19 protein-coding genes are annotated in these 21,399 nt (G+C 44.6%); 10 read left to right on the top strand and 9 right to left on the bottom strand.

Annotated features, from left to right (window positions below; translation table 11 throughout):
* Positions 1–86 precede the first annotated feature (86 nt).
* Positions 87–3,017 (top strand): cation-translocating P-type ATPase, encoded by a 2,931-nt coding sequence (locus F6K46_RS23315; RefSeq protein ID WP_293063303.1) that lies wholly within the window; start codon positions 87–89, stop codon positions 3,015–3,017.
* Positions 3,018–3,554: 537 nt separating this feature from the next.
* Here F6K46_RS23315 and F6K46_RS23320 read toward each other — a convergent pair.
* Entirely contained in the window at positions 3,555–3,689 is a 135-nt protein-coding gene (locus F6K46_RS23320; RefSeq protein ID WP_293063305.1) for a hypothetical protein, read from the bottom strand.
* 163 nt (positions 3,690–3,852) lie between these two features.
* Here F6K46_RS23320 and F6K46_RS23325 point away from each other — a divergent pair, with 163 nt between their 5' ends.
* From F6K46_RS23325 to F6K46_RS23345, 5 genes are all read left to right on the top strand, one after another.
* Positions 3,853–4,185: a hypothetical protein gene (locus F6K46_RS23325; protein ID WP_293063307.1), complete on the top strand. Its 333-nt coding sequence runs from the start codon at positions 3,853–3,855 to the stop codon at positions 4,183–4,185.
* Entirely contained in the window at positions 4,116–5,216 is a 1,101-nt protein-coding gene (gene recF, locus F6K46_RS23330) for a DNA replication/repair protein RecF (protein WP_293063311.1), read from the top strand. The genes F6K46_RS23325 and recF overlap by 70 nt, the downstream gene beginning before the upstream one ends.
* 288 nt (positions 5,217–5,504) lie before the next feature.
* Positions 5,505–7,232, top strand: coding sequence for a DUF262 domain-containing HNH endonuclease family protein (locus tag F6K46_RS23335; RefSeq protein ID WP_293063309.1), 1,728 nt, complete (start codon positions 5,505–5,507; stop codon positions 7,230–7,232).
* Between the two features lie 243 nt (positions 7,233–7,475).
* On the top strand, positions 7,476–7,646 hold the full coding sequence (locus F6K46_RS23340; RefSeq protein WP_293117396.1) for a hypothetical protein: 171 nt from the start codon (positions 7,476–7,478) through the stop codon (positions 7,644–7,646).
* Between the two features lie 316 nt (positions 7,647–7,962).
* Complete coding sequence (locus F6K46_RS23345; protein WP_075900647.1) at positions 7,963–9,288, top strand: hypothetical protein; 1,326 nt, start codon at positions 7,963–7,965, stop codon at positions 9,286–9,288.
* Between the two features lie 151 nt (positions 9,289–9,439).
* Here F6K46_RS23345 and F6K46_RS23350 read toward each other — a convergent pair whose 3' ends face one another.
* Positions 9,440–10,003 (bottom strand): 3'-5' exoribonuclease, encoded by a 564-nt coding sequence (locus tag F6K46_RS23350; protein WP_075900645.1) that lies wholly within the window; start codon positions 10,001–10,003, stop codon positions 9,440–9,442.
* Between the two features lie 231 nt (positions 10,004–10,234).
* On the opposite strand from F6K46_RS23350, the gene F6K46_RS23355 reads away from it, so the two are divergent.
* Both F6K46_RS23355 and F6K46_RS23360 read left to right on the top strand, forming a co-directional pair.
* Complete coding sequence (locus F6K46_RS23355) at positions 10,235–11,707, top strand: SagB family peptide dehydrogenase (protein ID WP_293066459.1); 1,473 nt, start codon at positions 10,235–10,237, stop codon at positions 11,705–11,707.
* Between the two features lie 686 nt (positions 11,708–12,393).
* Positions 12,394–14,457, top strand: a complete 2,064-nt coding sequence (locus tag F6K46_RS23360; protein WP_293066462.1) for a PatA/PatG family cyanobactin maturation protease — start codon at positions 12,394–12,396, stop codon at positions 14,455–14,457.
* Positions 14,458–14,999: 542 nt separating this feature from the next.
* Here the strand turns inward: F6K46_RS23360 and F6K46_RS23365 are convergent.
* The 3 genes from F6K46_RS23365 to F6K46_RS23375 form a co-directional block, all read right to left on the bottom strand.
* Positions 15,000–15,506 carry a DUF3172 domain-containing protein gene (locus F6K46_RS23365; protein ID WP_293066464.1) on the bottom strand — a complete coding sequence of 169 codons (507 nt, stop codon included), beginning with the start codon at positions 15,504–15,506 and terminating at the stop codon, positions 15,000–15,002.
* A 110-nt stretch (positions 15,507–15,616) separates the two neighbouring features.
* Positions 15,617–16,789, bottom strand: coding sequence for a transposase (locus F6K46_RS23370; protein WP_366510842.1), 1,173 nt, complete (start codon positions 16,787–16,789; stop codon positions 15,617–15,619).
* Positions 16,692–17,288, bottom strand: a complete 597-nt coding sequence (locus tag F6K46_RS23375) for an IS607 family transposase (RefSeq protein ID WP_293066467.1) — start codon at positions 17,286–17,288, stop codon at positions 16,692–16,694. The genes F6K46_RS23370 and F6K46_RS23375 overlap by 98 nt, the downstream gene beginning before the upstream one ends.
* A 119-nt stretch (positions 17,289–17,407) precedes the next feature.
* Here F6K46_RS23375 and F6K46_RS23380 point away from each other — a divergent pair, with 119 nt between their 5' ends.
* Positions 17,408–17,533: a hypothetical protein gene (locus tag F6K46_RS23380; RefSeq protein ID WP_293066470.1), complete on the top strand. Its 126-nt coding sequence runs from the start codon at positions 17,408–17,410 to the stop codon at positions 17,531–17,533.
* Here the strand turns inward: F6K46_RS23380 and F6K46_RS23385 are convergent.
* Both F6K46_RS23385 and F6K46_RS23390 read right to left on the bottom strand, forming a co-directional pair.
* Positions 17,530–18,588 (bottom strand): DUF1611 domain-containing protein, encoded by a 1,059-nt coding sequence (locus F6K46_RS23385; RefSeq protein WP_293066473.1) that lies wholly within the window; start codon positions 18,586–18,588, stop codon positions 17,530–17,532. The genes F6K46_RS23380 and F6K46_RS23385 overlap by 4 nt on opposite strands.
* Complete coding sequence (locus F6K46_RS23390) at positions 18,572–19,687, bottom strand: dipeptide epimerase (protein ID WP_293066476.1); 1,116 nt, start codon at positions 19,685–19,687, stop codon at positions 18,572–18,574. Before F6K46_RS23390 ends, F6K46_RS23385 begins: the two co-directional genes overlap by 17 nt.
* A gap of 491 nt (positions 19,688–20,178) precedes the next feature.
* Here F6K46_RS23390 and F6K46_RS23395 point away from each other — a divergent pair, with 491 nt between their 5' ends.
* Positions 20,179–20,727 carry an NUDIX hydrolase gene (locus F6K46_RS23395; protein ID WP_293066479.1) on the top strand — a complete coding sequence of 183 codons (549 nt, stop codon included), beginning with the start codon at positions 20,179–20,181 and terminating at the stop codon, positions 20,725–20,727.
* A gap of 37 nt (positions 20,728–20,764) precedes the next feature.
* Here F6K46_RS23395 and F6K46_RS23400 read toward each other — a convergent pair whose 3' ends face one another.
* On the bottom strand, positions 20,765–20,911 hold the full coding sequence (locus tag F6K46_RS23400) for a hypothetical protein (protein WP_293066482.1): 147 nt from the start codon (positions 20,909–20,911) through the stop codon (positions 20,765–20,767).
* A gap of 78 nt (positions 20,912–20,989) precedes the next feature.
* Positions 20,990–21,190, bottom strand: a complete 201-nt coding sequence (locus F6K46_RS23405; RefSeq protein WP_293066485.1) for a hypothetical protein — start codon at positions 21,188–21,190, stop codon at positions 20,990–20,992.
* Between the last annotated feature and the right edge of the window lie 209 nt (positions 21,191–21,399).

The following is a 21,399-nucleotide window of genomic DNA, read 5'->3' on the forward strand; positions in this document are numbered from 1 at the left end:
GCTAGATTCGATTATAGTCTTGGTTTCCAAACTCCCTAGGAAATTTTTATGATCGAATGCATATCATCTAAACGCAAACATTCCCGGTGAATCCATTGACCCATTCTAATTTATTGCCTGACCCGTTAAAAGCGTGGTACACCCAATCTGTCGAAAATTCTTTAGCAGAATCCGACTGTGACCCTCAAGTGGGTTTGACCTCTCAACAGGTATCACAGCGCTTACAATACTATGGCTTAAATGAACTAGAGGAAAAAGCAAAGCGCAGTTCCTGGGCAATGTTCCTTGACCAATTCAAGGACATCATGCTGCTGATGCTGATTGCAGTAGCGATAGTTTCCGGGATTTTAGATCTGATCAATCTGCAACAAGCCTCAGAAAAGGCCAGTGAATTCCCCTTCAAAGATACGATTGCTATCCTATCAATCGTGATTCTCAATGGCATCCTCGGGTATCTCCAGGAAAGCCGTGCTGAAAAAGCCCTAGCAGCCCTGAAAAGTATGGCATCCCCTAAGGTACGAGTGCTGCGGGATGGTCGTACCTTAGAGATAGATAGTCCACAGCTTGTGCCAGGGGACATCATGTTGCTGGAAGCTGGGGTACAAGTTGGAGCAGATGGTAGGCTGATCGAGGCATCGAATTTGCAGGTCAGAGAATCTGCACTGACTGGGGAAGCTAATGCTGTCAATAAAACCGTAGAGGTGGAGCTATCGGAAGATACTCCCATAGGCGATCGCATTAATTTAGTTTTTCAGGGAACTGAAGTTGTCCAAGGCAGAGGTAAAGTTCTAGTTACTGGTACTGGGATGAATACGGAACTGGGTAAAATTGCCCAGATGCTACAAGGGGTGGAAAGTGAACCGACACCTCTGCAACAGCGCATGTCTCAGCTGGGAAAAGTCTTGGTAACCGGTTCGCTGTTGCTAGTAGCACTAGTAATTATCATTGGCTTGGGCGTAAGCGGTTGGGACTTGAGTGTGTTCCAACAACTGGTAGAAGTTTCTTTAAGTATGGCAGTTGCTGTAGTTCCAGAAGGCTTGCCAGCGGTGGTGACTGTTACCTTAGCCCTAGGAACCCAGAGAATGGTACGCCGTCATGCTCTAATCCGCAAACTACCAGCTGTGGAAACCTTAGGAAGTGTTACTACGATTTGTTCTGATAAAACTGGTACCCTGACCCAAAACAAAATGGTTGTGCAACGGGTGGATACCCTCAACACTAGTATTCAGGTGACTGGGAATGGTTATGAACCTGTAGGGGAATTTCTCCTAAACAATCAGCCCATTACTACAGAACAGTATCCCGAACTCGAACCCCTACTTCTAGCTTGTGCTCTGTGTAATGATGCCATCTTGCAGTATGAACAGGGGGAGTGGAAGATTTTAGGAGACCCCACAGAAGGAGCATTAATTGCTCTGGCTGGTAAAGGGGGTGTGGATAAGGAACCTCTGAGTCAACAGTATTCCCGTGTGGATGAAATTCCCTTTTCCTCTGAGCGTAAGCGTATGAGTGTGATTTGTCAGTGGGATAGTTCTCCAGATAACTCTCAACCTGCTAACTTACCTGCTCAGTTACCCTACTCGAACGCCAAAGGGGAACAACCTTGGCCTTTCGGCCACGCTACGGGAACAACCGAGAACCGACAACTGACCGGTTACATGATGTTGACCAAAGGGTCTCCAGAATTGGTGTTAGAGCATTGCACTTCATCAATACATAATGATGACTTAGCAGGAGGAACTCTAGGGTGTCAACCCTTGACAGAAGACCAGCGGCAACAGATTTTGGAACAGAATAACCAAATGGCAGGGGCTGGTTTGCGAGTGCTAGGTTTTGCCTATAAGTCCCTAGATAGCTTATCAGCTCCAGAAGCAGACCATGAAACCTTAGAGCAAGGGTTGGTGTGGTTGGGGTTAGTGGGAATGTTGGATGCTCCACGCCCAGAGGTACGAGAAGCAGTTCAGCTGTGCCGGAATGCTGGAATTCGTCCGATTATGATTACTGGAGACCACAAACTTACCGCTAGAGCGATTGCCCAGGATTTGGGAATTGCTAATCAAGGTGATCAGGTACTGACTGGTCAGGAGTTACAAAAGCTTTCCCAGCTCGATCTAGAGGAACAGGTAGACCAAGTCAGCATTTATGCTCGTGTTGCTCCCGAACACAAACTCAGAATCGTTCAGGCACTCCAGGGTCGGGGTAAATTTGTTGCGATGACGGGAGATGGGGTGAATGATGCACCCGCTCTCAAGCAAGCTGACATTGGTATTGCTATGGGAATTACCGGAACCGATGTCAGTAAAGAAGCCAGCGATATGGTGCTGTTAGATGACAACTTTGCCACCATTGTTGCTGCCACAGAAGAAGGTCGGACAGTATATGACAATATTCGTCGCTTTATTAGATACATCCTGGGCAGTAACATCGGTGAGGTATTAACTATTGCCGCAGCCCCAATCATGGGACTACCAGATGTTCCCCTCACACCCTTACAAATTCTCTGGATGAACCTAGTCACTGATGGTTTACCCGCTCTTGCCCTAGCTGTGGAACCAGCAGAACCGGATGTGATGAAGCGATCGCCTTTTAGTCCTCGGGAAAGTATTTTTGCCAGAGGGTTGGGGTCTTATATGGTGCGCATTGGTATTGTTTTTGCCATTTTCAACATTACCTTAATGGCAATTGCCTATGGATACTTCCCTCACTGGAAGACAATGGTATTTACTACCCTATGTATTGCTCAAATGGGCCACGCCCTGGCAGTCCGCTCCAACAAACGCATTACTCTGGAATTAAACCCATTATCTAACCCTTATTTGCTGTTGGCAGTTACTGTGACTACTCTCTTACAGCTGCTACTGGTCTATGTACCCTTTTTGCAAGACTTCTTTGGCACTGAGCCTCTGACTATGATGGAATTCGCTGTCTGTCTTGGCTTTAGTACATCACTATTTGTTTGGGTTGAGCTGGAGAAATTATTTATTCGTTGGTTTAGCAAGGGAAAAGTTCAAGGTTAGCTGGTTGAAGGTTAGCTGGTTGAAGGTTAGCTGGTTGAAGGTTAGCTGGTTGAAGGTTAGCTGGTTGAAGGTTAGCTGGTTGAAGGTTAGCTGGTTGGGAGGTTGAAGCTTTAAGGTTGGGAGGTTGAAGGTTGAAGGTTAGCTGGTTGGGAGGTTGAAGCTTTAAGGTTGGGAGGTTGAAGGTTGAAGGTTAGCTGGTTGGGAGGTTGAAGGTTAGCTGGTTGGGAGGTTGAAGCTTAGCTGGTTGAAGGTTGAAGCTTAGCTGGTTGAAGGTTGAAGCTTGGCGTTGCTGATTCTGGGTATGGTTTCGCCCCCCTAACCCCCCAGCGAGCAATCCCTCGCTGGGGGGAATAAGACGTTCAAAGTCCCTCTCGGTGCGCGCCTTAAGCGGGCGAGTAAATCGCCCTTGGGTCGCACCGCAAAGTTGGGGGACCCACGGGGGCTTTAACATGCACCAGATGATTGCGCATTCATTCCTTAATTCAGCAACGCCTGAAGCTTAGCTGGTTGGGAGGTTGCAGCTTAAAGGTTGAAGGTTTAAGGTTGGGAGGTTGAAGGTTTAAGGTTGGGAGGTTGAAGGTTTAAGGTTAGCTGGTTGTTCGCGTTCGCGCAGCGGAGGCCGAAGGCCACGCTACGCGAACGGCTTTGCCGAAAGCGTGGCCTTTTGGCCAAGGTTAGCTGGTTGAAGGTTGAAGCTTAGCTGGTTGGACGGTTAGAGATTTTTTTTAGTTCAGATCAGACTTGTAATCTTAAGCCTGTTAACCTATTAATCTAGAACCTGCTAACCTAGAACCTGCTAACTTTCAACCAGCTAACCAACCCTACAAGAGATGCCTTGGGCAAACAACCGATTAACCTTCAACCGATTAACCTTCAACCGATTAACCTTCAACCGATTAACCTTCAACCGATTAACCTTCAACCTCTTAACCTTGGCCAAAAGGCCACGCTACGCGAACAACCTGCTAACTTTCAACCTGTTAACCTTGGCCAAAAGGCCACGCTACGCGAACAACCTGCTAACCCCCAACCTGTAACCTTAAATGGATGTACCTTAAGAGCCTACACCTGCGACAGTTTCGTAACTACAGAGATTGCCTGGTTAACTTCGATGCTCCCAAGACAATTTTACTGGGTAATAATGCTCAGGGGAAATCGAATCTACTAGAGGCAGTAGAGTTGCTCTCTACCCTCAAGAGTCATCGGTCAGCACGCGATCGCGAATTGGTCTTAGAAACTACTCCTATTGCTGAGATTCGGGCTACTCTAGAACGAGCCTATGGTTCAGTAGAACTAGGATTAACCTTGCGCAGTCAGGGAAGGCGTACTGTTGCTCTCAATCAAGAATCCTTGCGTCGGCAGTTGGACTTTTTAGGTATTCTGAATGCGGTACAGTTTTCTAGCCTGGATTTGGAACTGGTGCGAGGAGCACCAGAGCGGCGTCGCGCCTGGCTCGATTCGATTCTGACTCAGCTAGAACCAATTTATGCTTATATTTTGCAGCAATATAACCAGGTATTGCGACAGCGCAATGCTTTGCTCAAAAAAATCCGTAAACTTCAACAAGAAGGGGAAGTTGATCCATCGGTATCCAACCAGTACAATGCCGAGCTAGGGTTGTGGGATGCCCAACTGGCTACTGCTGGCTCACGAGTCACCCGCCGTCGAGAGAGAATGCTAAAACGGTTAGCTCCTTTAGCCCAAGCATGGCACGCTAGTATTAGTGGCAAGACAGAGGTATTGGATATTACCTATGCTCCCAATGTCAGTCTTTCCAAAGATGACCCAGATCTAGTCAAGCAGGCTTTTCTAGAGAAAATCCAACAGTTCTCCCTTCCTGAATTTCATCAAGGGAGAACCCTAGTCGGTCCTCACCGGGATGAAGTACAGTTTACCATTAATCAGACCCCTGCAAAGTCCTATGGTTCTCAGGGTCAACAGCGAACGTTAGTATTAGCGCTCAAGTTAGCAGAATTGAAGCTGATTGAAGAGGTGGTGGGAGAGCCACCTTTGTTGTTACTAGATGATGTATTAGCTGAACTAGACCTGAATCGGCAAAATTTACTGTTGGATGCTATTCAGGATCGGTTTCAGACTTTAATTACTACTACTCACTTGGGAGCTTTTGATTCCCAATGGCTGAATTCGTCTCAGATTCTTTCAGTGCAAGCAGGACAGATTAAAAGGTTGGAAGCTTGATGGTTGATGGTTGATGCTTGATGGTTGATGCTTGATGCTTGATCGGGTAAATTGCTTTTTACAACTTGTTATTAAGACAAAATTTTTTGGTTATACTAAGGTTGTATCTTCTGATCACAATCAGAGATCTAGCGTTTATCATACCTATGAGGTACACATAATTTTTTCCCTGTTCCCTGTTCCCTAAAATCCCGAACTTGTGTAACTCACCCAATTAATAACTGCTATATCCCTGTGAGTTATCACAAAACTAATGTTGTTTTTTAGTTAACCTACAGATCATAACCTATGGAACTTCATGCATATACTAAAACAATTAATGATATTTTTGCAGCTAACAAAAAGTATATTGTTCCTAGATTTCAGCGAGAATATTCTTGGTCAACAGAAGAAGTTAATGAGTTGTGGGAAGATATAATCTTCAATATTGAGATTAAAGACAATAATGAGTTTCACCATGAAGAGCATTTTATAGGTGCTCTTGTTTTAGTTGGGGAGGACAAATCACAAGAATTAAAGATTGTTGATGGTCAACAACGACTCACTACTTTAACGATTTTTCTCTCTGCACTATGCGAGCGTTTTATGACAATCGAAAACAAAACTTTAGCTGAAGCAATATATAATAACTTTATTGCTGGAAAAGATAGTGATGGCGAAGATTATTTTAAACTTAAAAATGAAAGTCCTAAGCCGTTTTTTCAAACCAGGATTCAAGACATTGAAAAAAACAAAAATAAACCCAATACAGAAGAAGAAAAAACACTTTTGAAAAGTTATAATCAGCTATACGATAACCTAGATCGAGAAAAATTATCCGAAGTCTTTAAAGATTTTCAAATAGATCAAAATTCTAACTATGAAAGGCTTTTGAAAGAAATCAGAGACCAAGTGTTGTCCTATCTAAAGGTAATTTACATTACAGTAAAGGAGGAAGATCAAGCTTATACAATATTTGAAACCCTCAATGCTAGGGGTATTAATCTCAGTTTTGTAGATCTGATTAAGAATAAGCTTTTTAAAGAGCTTAAGAAACAGCATCCTGATGATACCGCAAAAACAAAATGGAAAAAATTAAGATCCTTGATGTCTTCACGAGAGGGGCTTGGTAGTTTGGAAACATTTGTTAGACATTGGTGGATCTCAAGATATTCCTATGTAAGTGCTAAACACTTATATAAAGCTTTTAGAAAAAAATGGAATACTAATGAAATAAATGCCAGTCAGTTTATTGATGATCTGATTAGCGACGCTGAAAAATATATAAAAATAGCATCTCCTAATTTGGATGATTGGAAACATCAACACGATAAAGATATTTATAGATCATTAAATGCTCTAAAAATTTTTAATGTCAGCCAAAATCGTCCTTTTATTTTAAGTTTATTTAGAGCTAAAGAAGCCAAAATAATTAAGTTCAGTGAGTTGAAAAATATTTTAAAATTTATTGAAACATTTCATTTTACTTTTACGGCAGTTTGCTCTATGCGACCTTCAGGAATTGAGGCAAGTTATTCAAAAGCTGCTAGAGATATTTTTCAAGCTAAGTCTCAAAAAAATCTAACAGATATAATTATGAATTTTAAGAATCAACTTAAAAAAAGAATCCCTAATAAAAATATTTTTCAAGAAAAATTTGAAAAATTAAAATATCCTAACAATCAAAAACTTATCAATTATATTTTTGTTTTGATTGAAGTTTCAAAAAGTGAAACCAAAGAATTTCAACCAGAGGATCTTACCCTTGAGCATATATTGCCACAATCCTCTGGGAAAGATGATTGTCTTGGAAAGATAGGAAACCTACTTCCTTTAGGCAAGAATTTAAATCAAAAAGCTGGTAATAAATCGTTTCAAGAAAAGATCAAAATTTATCAGGAATCCGAGTTTTATCTAACCCGAGAGTTTGTAGCCAATAACTATCAAACATGGGGAGAGGAGCAAATCAATGAAAGAACTAACGAATTAGCTGATTATTGTTATGATTTACTCCAAACAAAATTAGAGTATAAGTAAATTATCTGCTACCTATAGTTTAGCCAGAAGTGTTGCAATTCTGGTTTTCATGGTATTGTAAGGCCGAGAGTTTTTTTTGACAGCATTCCTAGGACTTGAGTGGTTTCTGTTCGAAGGAATGCTTGCTGCTCTCACTTGAGTCAATACCTGCCATTTTTTTATCCTGGTAACGGGATTATGAGAAAATCTTATACTCAATTGACATCCTCCCACCGCTATAATCTTCGATTTAGTGGTGGGAGGATGTCAACTACAGAGCATTACGATAATCTTGCTTTAGCAAAGCTAAATCAATTTAGAGAATGTTTGTTCCCTGTTCCCTACTCCCTGCTCCCTGTTCCCAGATCCGCTGTTCCCAGATCCGCTGTTCCCTTTGCTATTGTTGACATGGCATCGATTGTGTTCGATGATTAGATTTATCCTAAGGGTTGACTCCTACTAGATTTGCTGCAACTGTTTGAGAACTCTTCCCATCCTATCTGCATTGCTAAAGACATTGTAAAGAAATTTGATATCTTACCTGTAACCATTCAGAAATATGATAGCTTTTTACATACTCTCTTAAAAAGGAGCCAATAACTTAGCATTTGACACTGCTTTTAACTTATTGTATTTCATTGCAAGCCTAGTGAAATCAACGCCCAAGCTCTTTGGCAAGACTACAAAGTTTTAGGTTTTTTTAACCTTTCTGATCATTGATCATCAATTATATATATTCAGGATATCCGATATGAGTACAACACCAGATCAAACCGCAGATGCACGGAACCGCGTCATTGAATCCGCCAAGCGATTGGGAGTTCAACTCAATGAACAAGAATTGGAACGATGGATGAATTCCATTACCCAAACCACAGAGGGCAGCGATATTGTCGTCGATGAAAAGACAGGGGTTTTCGGTCACAAAGTCAGCATGTTGGATTTTGACCCGAAAGACCTGGAGCGTTTTCGCACTATCGGTAAAATTGTGGAATTTGACGATGTTCCTGGTCTGGTAGAAACTGCTTTGGCCCTCTCTGGTTCAGCCGCTCAATCCAAGGTTCAAACTCACCCTGGAGACTGTGACTACTTCGAGCGGGTGAATATTATTGCCCCCACCAAGGCTGAAGCTTGCCAGATTCTAGCTCGAATTATGCGTGAGAAAGCAATCAACAGCCTGTCGGGTGACAATTTTCAATTCATTGAACTGAAATTTGGTAGCTATCCCCAAGACGTTATCTGCAACGAACGCCCCTGTAGCAAAGGCTCACCGATCGCGTGGTCTTCTGACGAAGTTGTGGCTGGAAAGATAGAAGCGAGGGACTCTGAAGGAAATCCTGTCATCATCACCTGGGATTCTGTAGCCGACGATCCCGGTTGGTGTAAGCTGGACTGGGTAATTTCTGATCCAGTGCGCGGTCAATTGGCCAACGCTAGCAACATGTTGGATGTGACCTGGGAAGCTCCCGATGGTACAATCACTCCCTTAGACGGCTATCTAGACGCTTATTTTCAAGAGGTTTACCTGGATGCCGAATCTGCTCCCATCTTTAACAAACTGGTGAAGCAGGTTTCCAGCGATGTCATGGATGATTACGTGACGGCGTTGCAAGACCAAGTTAAAAAATATGTTAAGGAAGATCATCTCAACTATGGCAAAGCTGCCAAACGTTTGTATAATATATTCCGGCTGAATGGGCAGTATGAGGAAGCTGCCTTCCTGCGGGAACTTTTTGACGAACCGGCGGCATTACTTTATCAAGTCCACGCCCTGGTAAAAACGGTTCAAGAAGCCACGGAAAAAAGCACCGTCTTTGATATCGACAGCATTCTTGATCAGACTGATGAACTGATTATGTCAGTGATCAAGGTCTTGGAAGGGGAAGAGGAATTGGAGATCGTGCGCCATCTGCTGCGTCTATCCCGCTGCATCAGCCGTCAGGAGGAGGGGGTTCCCCTTGGTCCCCACGCAAAAATAATCCAATCAGAGATCATGAATATTGTCAACAATTTCTTCTACGAAAAGATGACAGCACTACCTACTATTAAGGCTTATATTGACGATCTCAAGAGTTGATACTGACGCTGGCTGCCCCTATCCCTTTCCATAGCCAGCCAGCTAAATCAATAGACCTCTTGCAAAAGTATTTTTCTGATAGTGTTTACGTCAATTCTTGTCCACTGTTCCCAGATCCGCTGTTCCCTGTTCCCGACAACTGCCGCGAAGTCTAATGTTCACGCTGTAAGTTGTTTTGTAAGAGATTGCAAAACAACTTACCTTGTTGAATGGCATCATCAAGAGCAACATGGGTCAAGGGAATGTCCTCTAACCACTCAGGCGGTAGGTTTTTCTTGCCTGACTCGCTATAGTTTCGTTTTAGGAATGCCATGGCATAGGAGCGGATGTCTAGTGCAGAATGCTTAAAGGGACTATCCCCCACAAAGTTGATCAAATACCAATAGACAAACATAAAGTCGAAGGTGGCTGGATAGGCAACAAAGACCGGTTTACCGGGTAATGCTTGTAGCCAAGCGTGATATGCCTGCATCACCTGTGCTGGAGGCTTTGGGTTGACTCGTGATGCTTCCCAAGCTTCAGGGTTTTCTGACCACCATCTCATGGTGTTGGGATGAGCTTGTGCCCCTGGCAAGGGTTCTAGGTTAGCGGTAAAGGTGGCGATTAATTCTTTGTCTGCCGTATAAGCTGCTGATCCAATGCTGAGCATGGAGTGAGGTCCAGGGATAAGACCATCGGTTTCAATATCTGTGCTGACGTAGATTTCGATTGTCATTTGTTTGCCTATATCAAATATTAACAGGATATTGCTATGACCTTAACATCTGAGAAAATTTAGGAAAAAAAATTGGTAGTAATGCATACTAAGGATTCAATCAGAACTGTTGAACCTTGAAAACTTTGAACACTGATGGGGTGTTGCTAACGCGCAACAATTCTTCTCGTTATCTGCTGTCACCTTGGGTTAATGTTAAGTGCAGCCTACTGTTGACTTCTGACTGGAAGAATGACTTTCTCATCCTTAACTGTTTCCCTCAAACCCGAAATCACCCTCACCCCTGTTGAGGGAAATATTCTGCTCCAATCTTCAAGCCGTAAGCTGACATTTCATCAACCGGAACCGGGATTAAAAACTGCTCTAGATGCTCTCAAACAGGGAACCCACACCCCCGGGCAACTTCAAACCTTAATCCTAGAAACCGATGGCACACAAGTGCGGGAAAAGTTCGATGCTTACCTGAATCGTCTGATTGAACTGGGCTGGATCTGCCACGCCATCCCCCCCTCATCCCCTGAGCTTTCCCCCCTTGCGATCGCTATTCCCATGGTAGGGGATTATTACTTCGATTGCCCTGAAATTGATTGGGATGCGTTCGCGAAGCGGTTCCAAAGGAACATCGCATTTACCCTCTCTCGCTTCGCCTATCTCCATCAAGTCGAAGGGGAAATGGTATTAGAGTCTCCCCTTACCAAAGGTAAGATTAAATTTTCCGACTGGCGGGGTCCTGGGTTAGTGAGTCAGTTATCTCAACCCCAAACCGCTACTAGCTTAAGTCAGGAAATTCCCGGAATTACTGAAGAGATTGCCCAACAGTTTCTCAGTTTACTGTTTGCGGCGCAGATGTTGTCTGCATCCTTTGCCAGTCCTGTTGAAGAAGATGAAGAGGTTGAGAGCGAAGAAGCAACTCCACCGCTAGTGTTTTGGGAATTTCATGATTTACTCTTCCATTCCCGGAGTCGCCTCGGTAGACATAATAATCCCTTGGGTGGCATATTTCCCTATGTCGGTAAAATTGACCCCTTGCCTGGGGTGAAGCCATTGATGAGCGATGTGGTGATTCCCTTGGCAAAACCAAACTTAGAGGAACTCAATCAAACCGATATGCCCTTGAGTCAGGCATTAGAAACTCGCCGTTCGATCCGGCGATATGACGAAACCCCGATCACCCTTGAACAATTAGGACAGTTTCTCTACCGTTGCGCCAGGGTGAAAAAACTCTTCGATACAGAACGGGGAGAGGTCAGTAACCGTCCCTATCCCGGTGGGGGTGCGATTTATGAATTGGAAATTTATCCCGTGGTTAACGCTTGTCAAGGATTAAAACAGGGATTATATCATTATCACCCCTTAGACCATTTGTTGTGTCAAGTTTCAGCATGGACCGCAGAAACGGAAGCATTAGTTCAGGATGTCTGGTTTGCCAGCGCTCAACATGATCAGCCCCAGGTTGTATTTGTGATTACCGCCCGCTTCGGACGAATGTTTTGGAAATATCAATCCATGGCCTATGCAACGATTTTAAAACACGTTGGAGTTATGTATCAAACCTTTTATCTAGTTGCCACCAGTATGAATTTAGCCCCCTGCGGAATTGGAGCAGGTAATTCTGATCTCTTTCAAAAAGCCACTGGAATTGACTACTATGAAGAGTCTTCTGTAGGGGAATTTATGTTAGCTTCTGTTCCCGTAAAACCTTAATAAAAACTATAGCCCTAGCCCGTTGTAAATAGCTTGTAGGGTGGGCAAAAACACTTTGTTTTTTTTGAGTATTCTAGATTATAGAACTTTGCCCACCCTACTATAGCCCTGGACTATAGTATTTCGATTTAATTTGGTAAAGGAAAAAGGCAAGAGGCAATAGATAATAGATAAGAGGTCATCAAGAAGCTTTGAGGGTGCTCAAAAACAGTTTGGTTTTTTGATTATTCCAGATAATAGCGTTTATCGCAGTTATTAGGTAAAGCTTTATTTTAGGCTGATTTCTTTAAACCCCTCTTGAATATTGCCTTTTGCCGTTAACATTCAGCAGTCAGCGGTCAGCAGTCAGCGGTCAGCTATAATGCCTAATGCTTAAAATAAACATCGAACAGGATAATTTAATCGAGATTTGACAGAATTGAAAGTTTGGGGATTTGCCCATCTAAGCATATGCTGATAGCTGATAGCTGATAGCTGATAGCTTGCCTTTTGCCTTAAAAGCATAAGATTTATCCTCAAACGTCGCTAAAAATTCTATATATAACTTTGCCCATCCTAATTTAATTGATATTTTTTTTACAGGCAAGTGCCTAAATATTAAGTTTTGTGGCTATATCAGTTTTCTATACCACTGGACATAGTATCTTAACCAATGGCTTAACAATCCAAAATTAGTTTGGGATTCAATGTCTGAAATTGCTAAAATCCCAGGAATACAGGGACTTTGGGAAAAAACCAAAGGGGACTCCCAAGTTGTGGTTGCAGTTCTAGATGGGGTTGTTGACCAGGCTCATCCTTGTTTTGATGGGGCTAGGCTAAAGCGGTTGCCAACGTTAGTTCAGGGAGAGGCAAACCCGAGTGGGAGGATGTCGAGCCATGGCACTCATGTTGCCAGTCTGATTTTGGGTCAGCATGGTTCTCCTGTGCAGGGGATTGCCCCAAACTGCCAGGGGTTAGTCATACCTGTTTTCGCCGATGAAGGTCGCCGCCTCTCCCAACTGGATTTGTCTCGTGCCATTGAACAGGCCGTTAATGCCGGAGCGCATATTATCAATATCAGCGGCGGACAACTGACTGACTATGGTGAAGCAGAGGACTGGCTCCAACAGGCTGTCCGTCTGTGCCGAGACAATAATGTATTAATTGTCGCGGCTGCGGGCAATGACGGGTGTGAGTGTTTACACGTTCCCGCTGCCCTTCCGGCTGTCCTAGCAGTTGGAGCCACGGATGGCCAGGGACAACCCCTAGAACTGAGTAATTGGGGTCAAACCTATCAAAACCAAGGGATTCTGGCTCCGGGAGAGAATATTCTGGGAGCTAAACCCGGAGGTGGTACAGTCAGACTCAGTGGCACCAGCTTTGCCACCCCCATTATCAGTGGAGTTGCGGCACTTTTGCTCAGTCTGCAACGGCAACGGGGTGAAGAACCTGACCCCCAAAAAGTTCGTACTGCCTTGCTAAAAACAGCCCTACCCTGTAACCTACCGGAAAACGATCAGCGTCCTCGTTGTTTGGTGGGTGAGGTTAATATTGCTGGGGCGTTTACTGATTTAACAGGAGAAACCATGTCTGAATCTGAAGAACTCTCAACCGTTGAAGCATCAGGCTGTGGCTGTGACGGAACACTAGAAACCAGCCCCCAAAGCTTACTCAGTGCTGAGGGAACTTCAGCCGTTGCTCCCACAGAAGCTCAACCTGCCGTTGCGGCCTCCTCAACTGAGACAGCGGTAGCCCCTGCCCAACCGACTGAGGTTGCTGTTATTGCTTCTGAACCTCAATCTACACAAGCCCCGGTCACCCCGACCTCTGTATCCACTTCATCTGTATCCACATCAAATCACGAGATCTCTGGAATGTCCAACACTACTGCAAATGCAATTACCCCCAGCCAGCCCGTTCAAGCCAGTGGTGGCGATATAATTTATGTGATCGGAACCCTAGGTTACGACTTTGGCACCGAAGCACGGCGCGACTCCTTCAAACAGTTGATGCCACCTTATGAGATTGAAGGCACTCAGGTGCCAGCAAATCCCTATGATGCCCGTCAGATGGTGGACTATCTGGAGGCAAATCTCTCGGAAGCCAAGTCCTTAATTTGGACGCTGAATATGGAGTTGACTCCGATTTACGCCCTCGAACCTTCGGGGTCCTTTGCCAGAGATGTCTATGCTGCATTTCAGGAATTGCTCTCTGGGGAAGTACAAGCAGAAGATTCTGAGCAATACATTGAACGGGTCAGTATCCCTGGACGGTTAACGGGAAGAACGGTAAAACTGTTCTCTGGGCAAGTTGTGCCAGTGGTTGAACCGGTAAGTCCTCGTGGCATCTACGGTTGGAGGGTGAATACCCTGGTTTCTTCTGCTTTGGAAGCGGTACGGGGTGAACAGGCAGAGGCAGATGATGAGCAAATGCGGAAAAGCCTCAGCAGTTTCCTCAACCGGGTTTACTATGATCTGCGTAACTTAGGACAAACTTCTCAAGACCGGGCGCTGAATTTTGCGGCAACAAACGCTTTCCAAGCAGCTCAAACTTTCTCTGAAGCAGTAGCAGCTGGCATGGAATTAGATAGTATTGTAGTGCAGCGCAGTCCTTTCTGTCGGATGGATAGTGATTGTTGGGATGTGCAGTTGAAATTCTTTGACCCAGAAAACAACCGTCGTGCTAAGAAAGTCTTCCGCTTTACCATTGATGTTAGCGATTTAATTCCTGTGACTTTAGGCGAAGTTCGCTCTTGGTCTTCTCCTTATTAAGGACCTATGAAATCGAGATAAGGAAATTTTTTGATTTCCTTATCTATATTGGAGGGAATCGGGAATCGGGAATCGGGAATCGGGAATCGGGAATCGGGAATCGGGAATCGGGAATCGGGAATCGGGAGCAGGGGGTAAGAATTGACGAAAACACTATCATAAAAATACTAATGCTAAGCTGAGATCTTGCACCAGTACAAAAAAACTTAATAACAGATAGTGATAAAAATCAATTTCATTACTGAAAGCCATGCAGTCGGCCAAAGCGAGTTTACCTCAATCGCGCTTTGCATCAACAGAGAGTAATCTTTTATCACTGTTCCCTGTTCTCCGTTCCCTGTTCCCTACTTTTACAGATAAATTTTAAACTTGGTTCAAGATCTCAGAGGTTGTCTGAGAAGTCTCATTTGCTACATCCAAGCCCCCTAAATCCCCCAATTTTGGGGGACTTTTAGAAACAAATTGACTCTTTTTACCCCCAAAGTTGGGGGGCTAGGGGGGCAAAATTCAGTATAAAAAAACTTTTCAGATATCCTCTCAGATCAAAACTGATCGGTTTCTCGTGGTCCGGTGGCACCGCCTTGATTAAGGAATAAGTTACCGGTGGCATCGTTTTGATAGATACAGCGAATTTCTGGTGTACCTTCAAGCACACCAGTGAAACCAAAAGTATTCATCCGATTTTTGCATTCCCGGACCTGTTCCGATGAGATCAGCCTCCTCTGTTCCAGAATTGACCAGTTATTCCGACGTAAAACACACCCAGGTCGCATCTTGGGCTGGGTCACATACACATTAAAGGGATTGAGAGTCACGAAAACTTGCATATCCGTCACCATCGCACTGGCACCATACTGAATACAAAGCTCTGGATTTGGCGCGCTGCGGTCAATCACTTCACGGGAGGCAACATTTTCTGGATTGAGAGTGGCACCAGAGCTAAAAGCAATACCAACCCCAAGTCCCAAGACAAAAACCCCACCAAGAATCGCTAAGGTTGTGTAATTAAGTTCAGGCATCCCATTAGAACTGTTGGATTCACGTTTCATTTGACTCAATTAACGTAATTAACGTTTAGAATTTTCTGGGTCAAGATTTCCTGGGAGTAGTTGCTACTTGCCGATACTTTTTAGCTACCAAAATTTACCAAAAGCAAATTTCAGCCCACTAATGCAAGTTGCTCTCGCAACCAGGGTGTATCTACCAATGCTCGTAGAAATATCCCACGAGCGCCGTTGATGTCTCTGTCCATGACGAGTCCATCAAGCTTTGACCTTATGGTCTTGCTCCCACCTATGTTTATCAGTTCGCCTGTCCAGCTAACAGTTTTGCTGGTGTAAGCTTCGCAAACATCTAATACTACTTTCCCCGTCTCTTGAGCTTTGTGATTTAGAAATTCTTTGAAACGGTAATGAGCGAAGGTGAGCATATTACGAACGGTTTTAGATCTAATTTTTCTGTTCCCTTTTTTTGACATTTGAGATGTCTCGAAGGTAGGAATAAGAATTACATCGAAGTTGTCAACCAAGAATCTAGCTGTCTTGTGGTGAAGCTCATTGATTAAGTTTTGAACTTTTATAACCATTCGTCTGGCGGTTTTCTTCATCCGGCGCTTTTGCCCCCCATTGGCTTTACTAATCTTAGACAGTAAATTATCCAGATGTTGGCAGAGTCGCTGGATTCTTGAAAAGTCTCCATGCCCAATCTTTCCTACAGATGTCTCGCTGAAAAAAGTGATGAAAGTTCTGACTCCAGGGTCTAAAGCAACTACTCTACCTTGGTTCTCGGCATGTGATACAGCTACTTTCTGGGGAACTACTAAATAGTAATCCCCATTATTACTGGTTAGTCTGCAATCGCACACTTCTGGGGGTAAATCCTCAGAGTATGTTATTTCTCCTAGTTTAGTGTGATATATCCCCGCTTCTGAAACTGCTGATTTTGGGATATAGCAAGACTGAATAGGGTTCTTTCGAGACCTAAACCTTACTCGGTTAATTTGTGACGTTTTCTTGTACTTTTTCTTGGCCTCCCTAACAGCGGTGCAAGCATCCTTTATCGCTATCGATTTAATTTGATAAGGAACTTCCTTGCACCACTCGGGTAGGTCGTTTAATATACCAGTCTTAATAGCCTTCCAGTTGGCTTTTACTTCGCCATTCTGGAGTATTTTGACTGTTTTATTGAAAACATAACGGGACACTCCGAACCACTTACGGATTAGCGTACGCTGCTCAGGGTTTAGGAACAGACGAATCTTCTTTGATTTTTTGACCGTATTTCCTGAGTCCGTGAACCCGGCAGGAGAAGACGTGAATGATGGATAGAAGATCTGCGGTAAGCTCGGATTCGGGACAGCTCTTAGGCTGGTCGAGAACCAGGATTTTTCCACCGTTGAGGCTGACCAAGTACTCAATGAGTTCAAACCCGAATCGGGTAAGTCGGTCTCTACAGGCAACAACAATCGTGAGCTTATCTCCGCAGACAACTCGCTCCAGTATGGTTTTAAGTCCTTTCCTTTTGTAGTTGAGGCCGGAACCGATGTCTTTGATAATTTCTGCTTCGGGGAAGAGGGAATGCAGATAGGCGACTTGGCGAGCGAGATCGTCTCGCTGTTTAGTGCTACTGACTCGGCAGTAACAGACTGTGTAACAACGGGATCTGTTAGACTTTGGAGCTTTTCCAAAACGGAGAAGATCTGTTGAGTCAAAGAGTCTAGTTCCCCCTGGGGTTCGTTCGCATTTGAGAGTGCCATTGTCTGCATACTTCCTTAGAGTGTTCGCAGAGAGTCCCGTAAGTTCGACCGCCTTACGGATGGGTATGAGTGCCATGGATAAAATCTAACACGTTTTGGTAAATAATGCTAGATTATTTGATATTTTCTTCAACAGTAGCTATCCCCCTTCTTTCAGTATGCCAGGTACGCCAAGATTAATCCGGAGATGGGGAGATGGGGAGCTGGGGAGCTGGGGAGATGGGGAGATGGGAAGATGGGGAGATGGGGAGATGGGGAGCTGGGGAGCTGGAGCTGGGGAGATGGGAAACATGTTTGAGGTATAGTAAATTTTTGTCTTAACCCGACTCCCGATCACCAATTGCTGCTTTCAACAATACATCTGCTCCAAATCGCACAGCATCGGTACAAGGTAAGCCAGTCTCTGTTTGTACCTGTTCAATGGCCGACCGGGCAGCTTGATCATCCAAGTGGCCAGTATTAAGTGCGATCGCAATCACCTTTACCTGACCAAATGCCCCACCAGCACTAGCAACAGTCTCGTAAAGCTCAATCACTTTAGGTAATGGGGGAATCGGCACATGGTCATGATTACGAACAGACTCCTGTCCGGCTCGATGGACCAATAGTAATCCCGTGGGCTGAGTTCCTCGAATTAGCGGTAGAGTAGCTGTGGAACCAGGATGCAACAGGGAACCCTGCCCTTCTACGATCAATAAGTCGTGGTCATTACCATAGCGCAGTACCATTTGTTCCACAGCACCAGCAGCAAAGTCTACCCGAATCCCATCCAAGGGAATGCCATCCCCAGAAATCATAATTCCAGCTTGACCAGTGGCTAGGAACTTCGATGGTATGCCCTGACGTTGGGCGCACAAATATAACTCCAGAGCTGCTGACATTTTGCCCACTGCCATATCTGTACCTACTGTCAAGATGCGCCGACAAGGTAGCGATCGCGCCTTAGCACTTGCTATTCCTAATCCCTTCGGTTCCCGACGAATATCCCAAATTACCTGACCGTCTTGCAGTAATTTCTGTAACTCTGGGTCAGATGCCATGGGAGTATGCAAACCATTGATAATCGATAACCCTGCTTCTACCCCCACTTTCACCTCCTGCGACCAAGGCTCTGGTAATGCTCCCCCAGATGGCGCAATACCAATGGCTAGGATATCTGGTTGATAAGCCAGGGCAGCAGACACGGAATCTACAATCGGAACATTAACCTGAATTCCAGTTAATTTAGACAAAGACTGCCCAGCACACTGCTGGTCGATCACCACCACAATCTCAGTTGGGCAATAGCGTAACAGAGTCAGTCCGGTTTTGCCTTTTGAACCAAGAATCCCTTCATGGAGTAGAATCGCCATACGCCGATTAGTGGTTAAATTCACGGCGTTTCACCCCCAGTCCTGGTAAATTATTCGGTATCAAATGCCCATTTTGTAGGGTTGCCCCTGTGAAGGGGTCATCTACTAGGTTTAAGTGACTGTCTAAATCAAGATAATCTGCGAGTGGTGAGAGATGAGAAGCTGCTGTATTCGCCAGAGTACTGTCAGAATAGCAACCAAACATCACCTGCAACCCACAAGCTTTTGCGGTATGCACCATCCGTATTGCCTCAGTTAAACCACCGGATTTCATTAGTTTGATGTTAATACCATGGACACAGTTTGCCAATGGCGGAATATCTTGGCAAGTCTTGCAACTTTCATCCACAAATATTGGTAAAGGGGATTGCTTATACAACTGGGGTAAATCCACCTCTTTTCCAGGAGCGAGGGGTTGTTCCACATGCCTCACCCCCTGATTCGCCAGCCAGTTACACATCTCTACCCCTTCCTCCAAACTCCAACCCCCATTGGCATCTACACTCAACTCGGCTTCTGGTGCCTCATCTCGGATAGCCAGAATCATCTGTTGATCAGCAGCAATCCCCTCAGGTGAACCTAATTTAATTTTCAGTACATGAGCACCAGTAATGGGAATCCATTCCTGCACCCGTTGCCTGGCCTTTTCTGGGTCACTAATGCCTACCGTAGCGGAAATTGGTACAATTCGGCGGCGGTTCAATCCCCACAGCCGCCAGAGGGGTAATCCCACCCGCTTCCCTAGCCAGTCATGTATTGCCAAATCAATGGACGCCCAAGCCGCTGATGGCACCTGTACCTCCTCCAAAACCCGTTCAATTTGTTGGTGTTCCCAAGGACTAAATGCCTCCAGCATCGGGATAACCACCTCTAGGGCTTCCAGCAGAATCTCAGTAGTTTGCTTATGGGGGGTGGGGGTTAGGAAACTTTCTGTGCCTGGATCTGACGAGCTATTGCTGAGGCTAGTTGCCTTTCCTAGGGAAAAGGGAGACCCTTCGCCCCACGCTTCAATACCCTCTTGTTCGATCCTGACCCAGACATTGGTGGTTTCAGAAGTGGTGCCACGACTGATGGTTAAAGGGAACTGCTTATGTACCGTGAACGTTTCAACGCCAATACGCATTGTTTATTTAGTATATGGTTATTTAGTTTAAGGTTGGAGGTTAGTTGGTTGTTCGCCTTTGGGGTTCGGTGAAGGGTAGCTTGAAGGTTATTTGGTTAAAGGTTGAAGGTTGTTTAGTTGTTCGCGTAGCGTGGCCAAAGGCCAAGGTTGTTCGCCTTTGGGGTTCGGTGAAGGGTAGCTTGAAGGTTATACTCTACTAGGACGATGGTCAATAATAGGTTTGCCAGATCATACTCGCCTACAAGGTGTAACCTCTAACCTACATACAACCTGTAACCCAATTTGTAACCTACAACCTACAATCTGTAACCTGTAACCTACCACCTGTAACCTACAATCTGTAACCTGTAACCTTCAACCTCTAACCCAACCTGTAACCTGTAACCTGTAACCTTCAACCTTCAACCTTCAACCTGTAACCTGTAACCTGTAACCTTCAACCTTCACCCTTAATACTGTAACTTATCCTTTTGTAATTATTCAGTAATTTAATGATTTCAATACAGCCATGGAAAACCCTGAAATCAAAGTTGGTTTTTGACAACCAATGGTGTCGAGTCAGGCAAGATGAAGTAGAATTACCAAGTGGTGAAATTGTTGATGACTACTTCATCAATGTTAGACCGGATATTGTGCTGATACTGGCAATTACTTGCGATCGCAATGTTGTTTTTGTCCGTCAATATCGCCATGGAGTGGGAGAAATTTTATTGGAACTCCCTGGGGGTGGTTTCAACTCAACAGTAGAAGATAGTCTGAAGGCAGCTGCTAGGGAATTAGAAGAAGAGACTGGTTATGTCTCTGACCATATGTTTTCCCTAGCAACCTTATATGATAATCCGGTAAAAGATACCAATACAATTCATTTAATTATGGCAGAGCAAGCTCAGCCATCGGGTATCCAAAATCTAGATATTACGGAAGAGGTTGAAATTGTTTTGGTACCTGTAGATGAGGTTATGAAAAAAATTCAACAAGGAGAAATTTGTGTTTCAGGAACAATTGCTGCTTTGTTTTTAGGCTTGAAGTTTTTATCCTAAATTCTTAGCTAACAGCTGTCAGCTGTCAGCCGTCAGCTCAAAATATAGCAATTCCTGTAGGAATTGTGATAATTTTTATTATAGCGCTGCACTTAGGGAATCGGGAATCGGGAATCGGGAATCGGGAATCGGGAAGAGTAGTTTGACCCGGTTGCTGGAACCGGAATGTTGGTGGAACGGGCATCTTGCCCGTTTCATTTCCCAACCCCTACTCCCTACTCCCTTGGGTGCAGCGCTATCCCATCACTAATCACCCAAATCCCTAAGAGTCTTCAGAGTCTTGTTCCATCGGCTTTCCTAAATCAAAAATAATAATAAATTTCGCTTCGGGCATCAGTCGTTTCAGAGCCTGCAAGTGGCCTTCGGCATCCGATCGGTTGCGGAACCGAGCCACAATCACTCGTTGCATCTTCGGCAATAGGCGGACTATCACCCACGGATGAAGGCGTTCAGAATAGGACATAATTGATCTATCTCCTTAGATGGGGACCAAGAGCCAGCCGGAGACCCGAGAAAATCTGTGGGCTGGCTCTTCCCGTGGACGTTTGTCGGGTAAGGTAGGAGATGTTACCATCTCCTCCTCCCCTAAGAACCGGACTTGAGACTTTCGCACTCATCCGGCTCAAGCCTATTCAGTCCACCCGGGAATGTAGATGCTTGTGCTTGGCTTTA

The organism is Moorena sp. SIO3E8, assembly GCF_010692445.1.
GTDB classification, from domain to species: domain Bacteria; phylum Cyanobacteriota; class Cyanobacteriia; order Cyanobacteriales; family Coleofasciculaceae; genus Moorena; species Moorena bouillonii.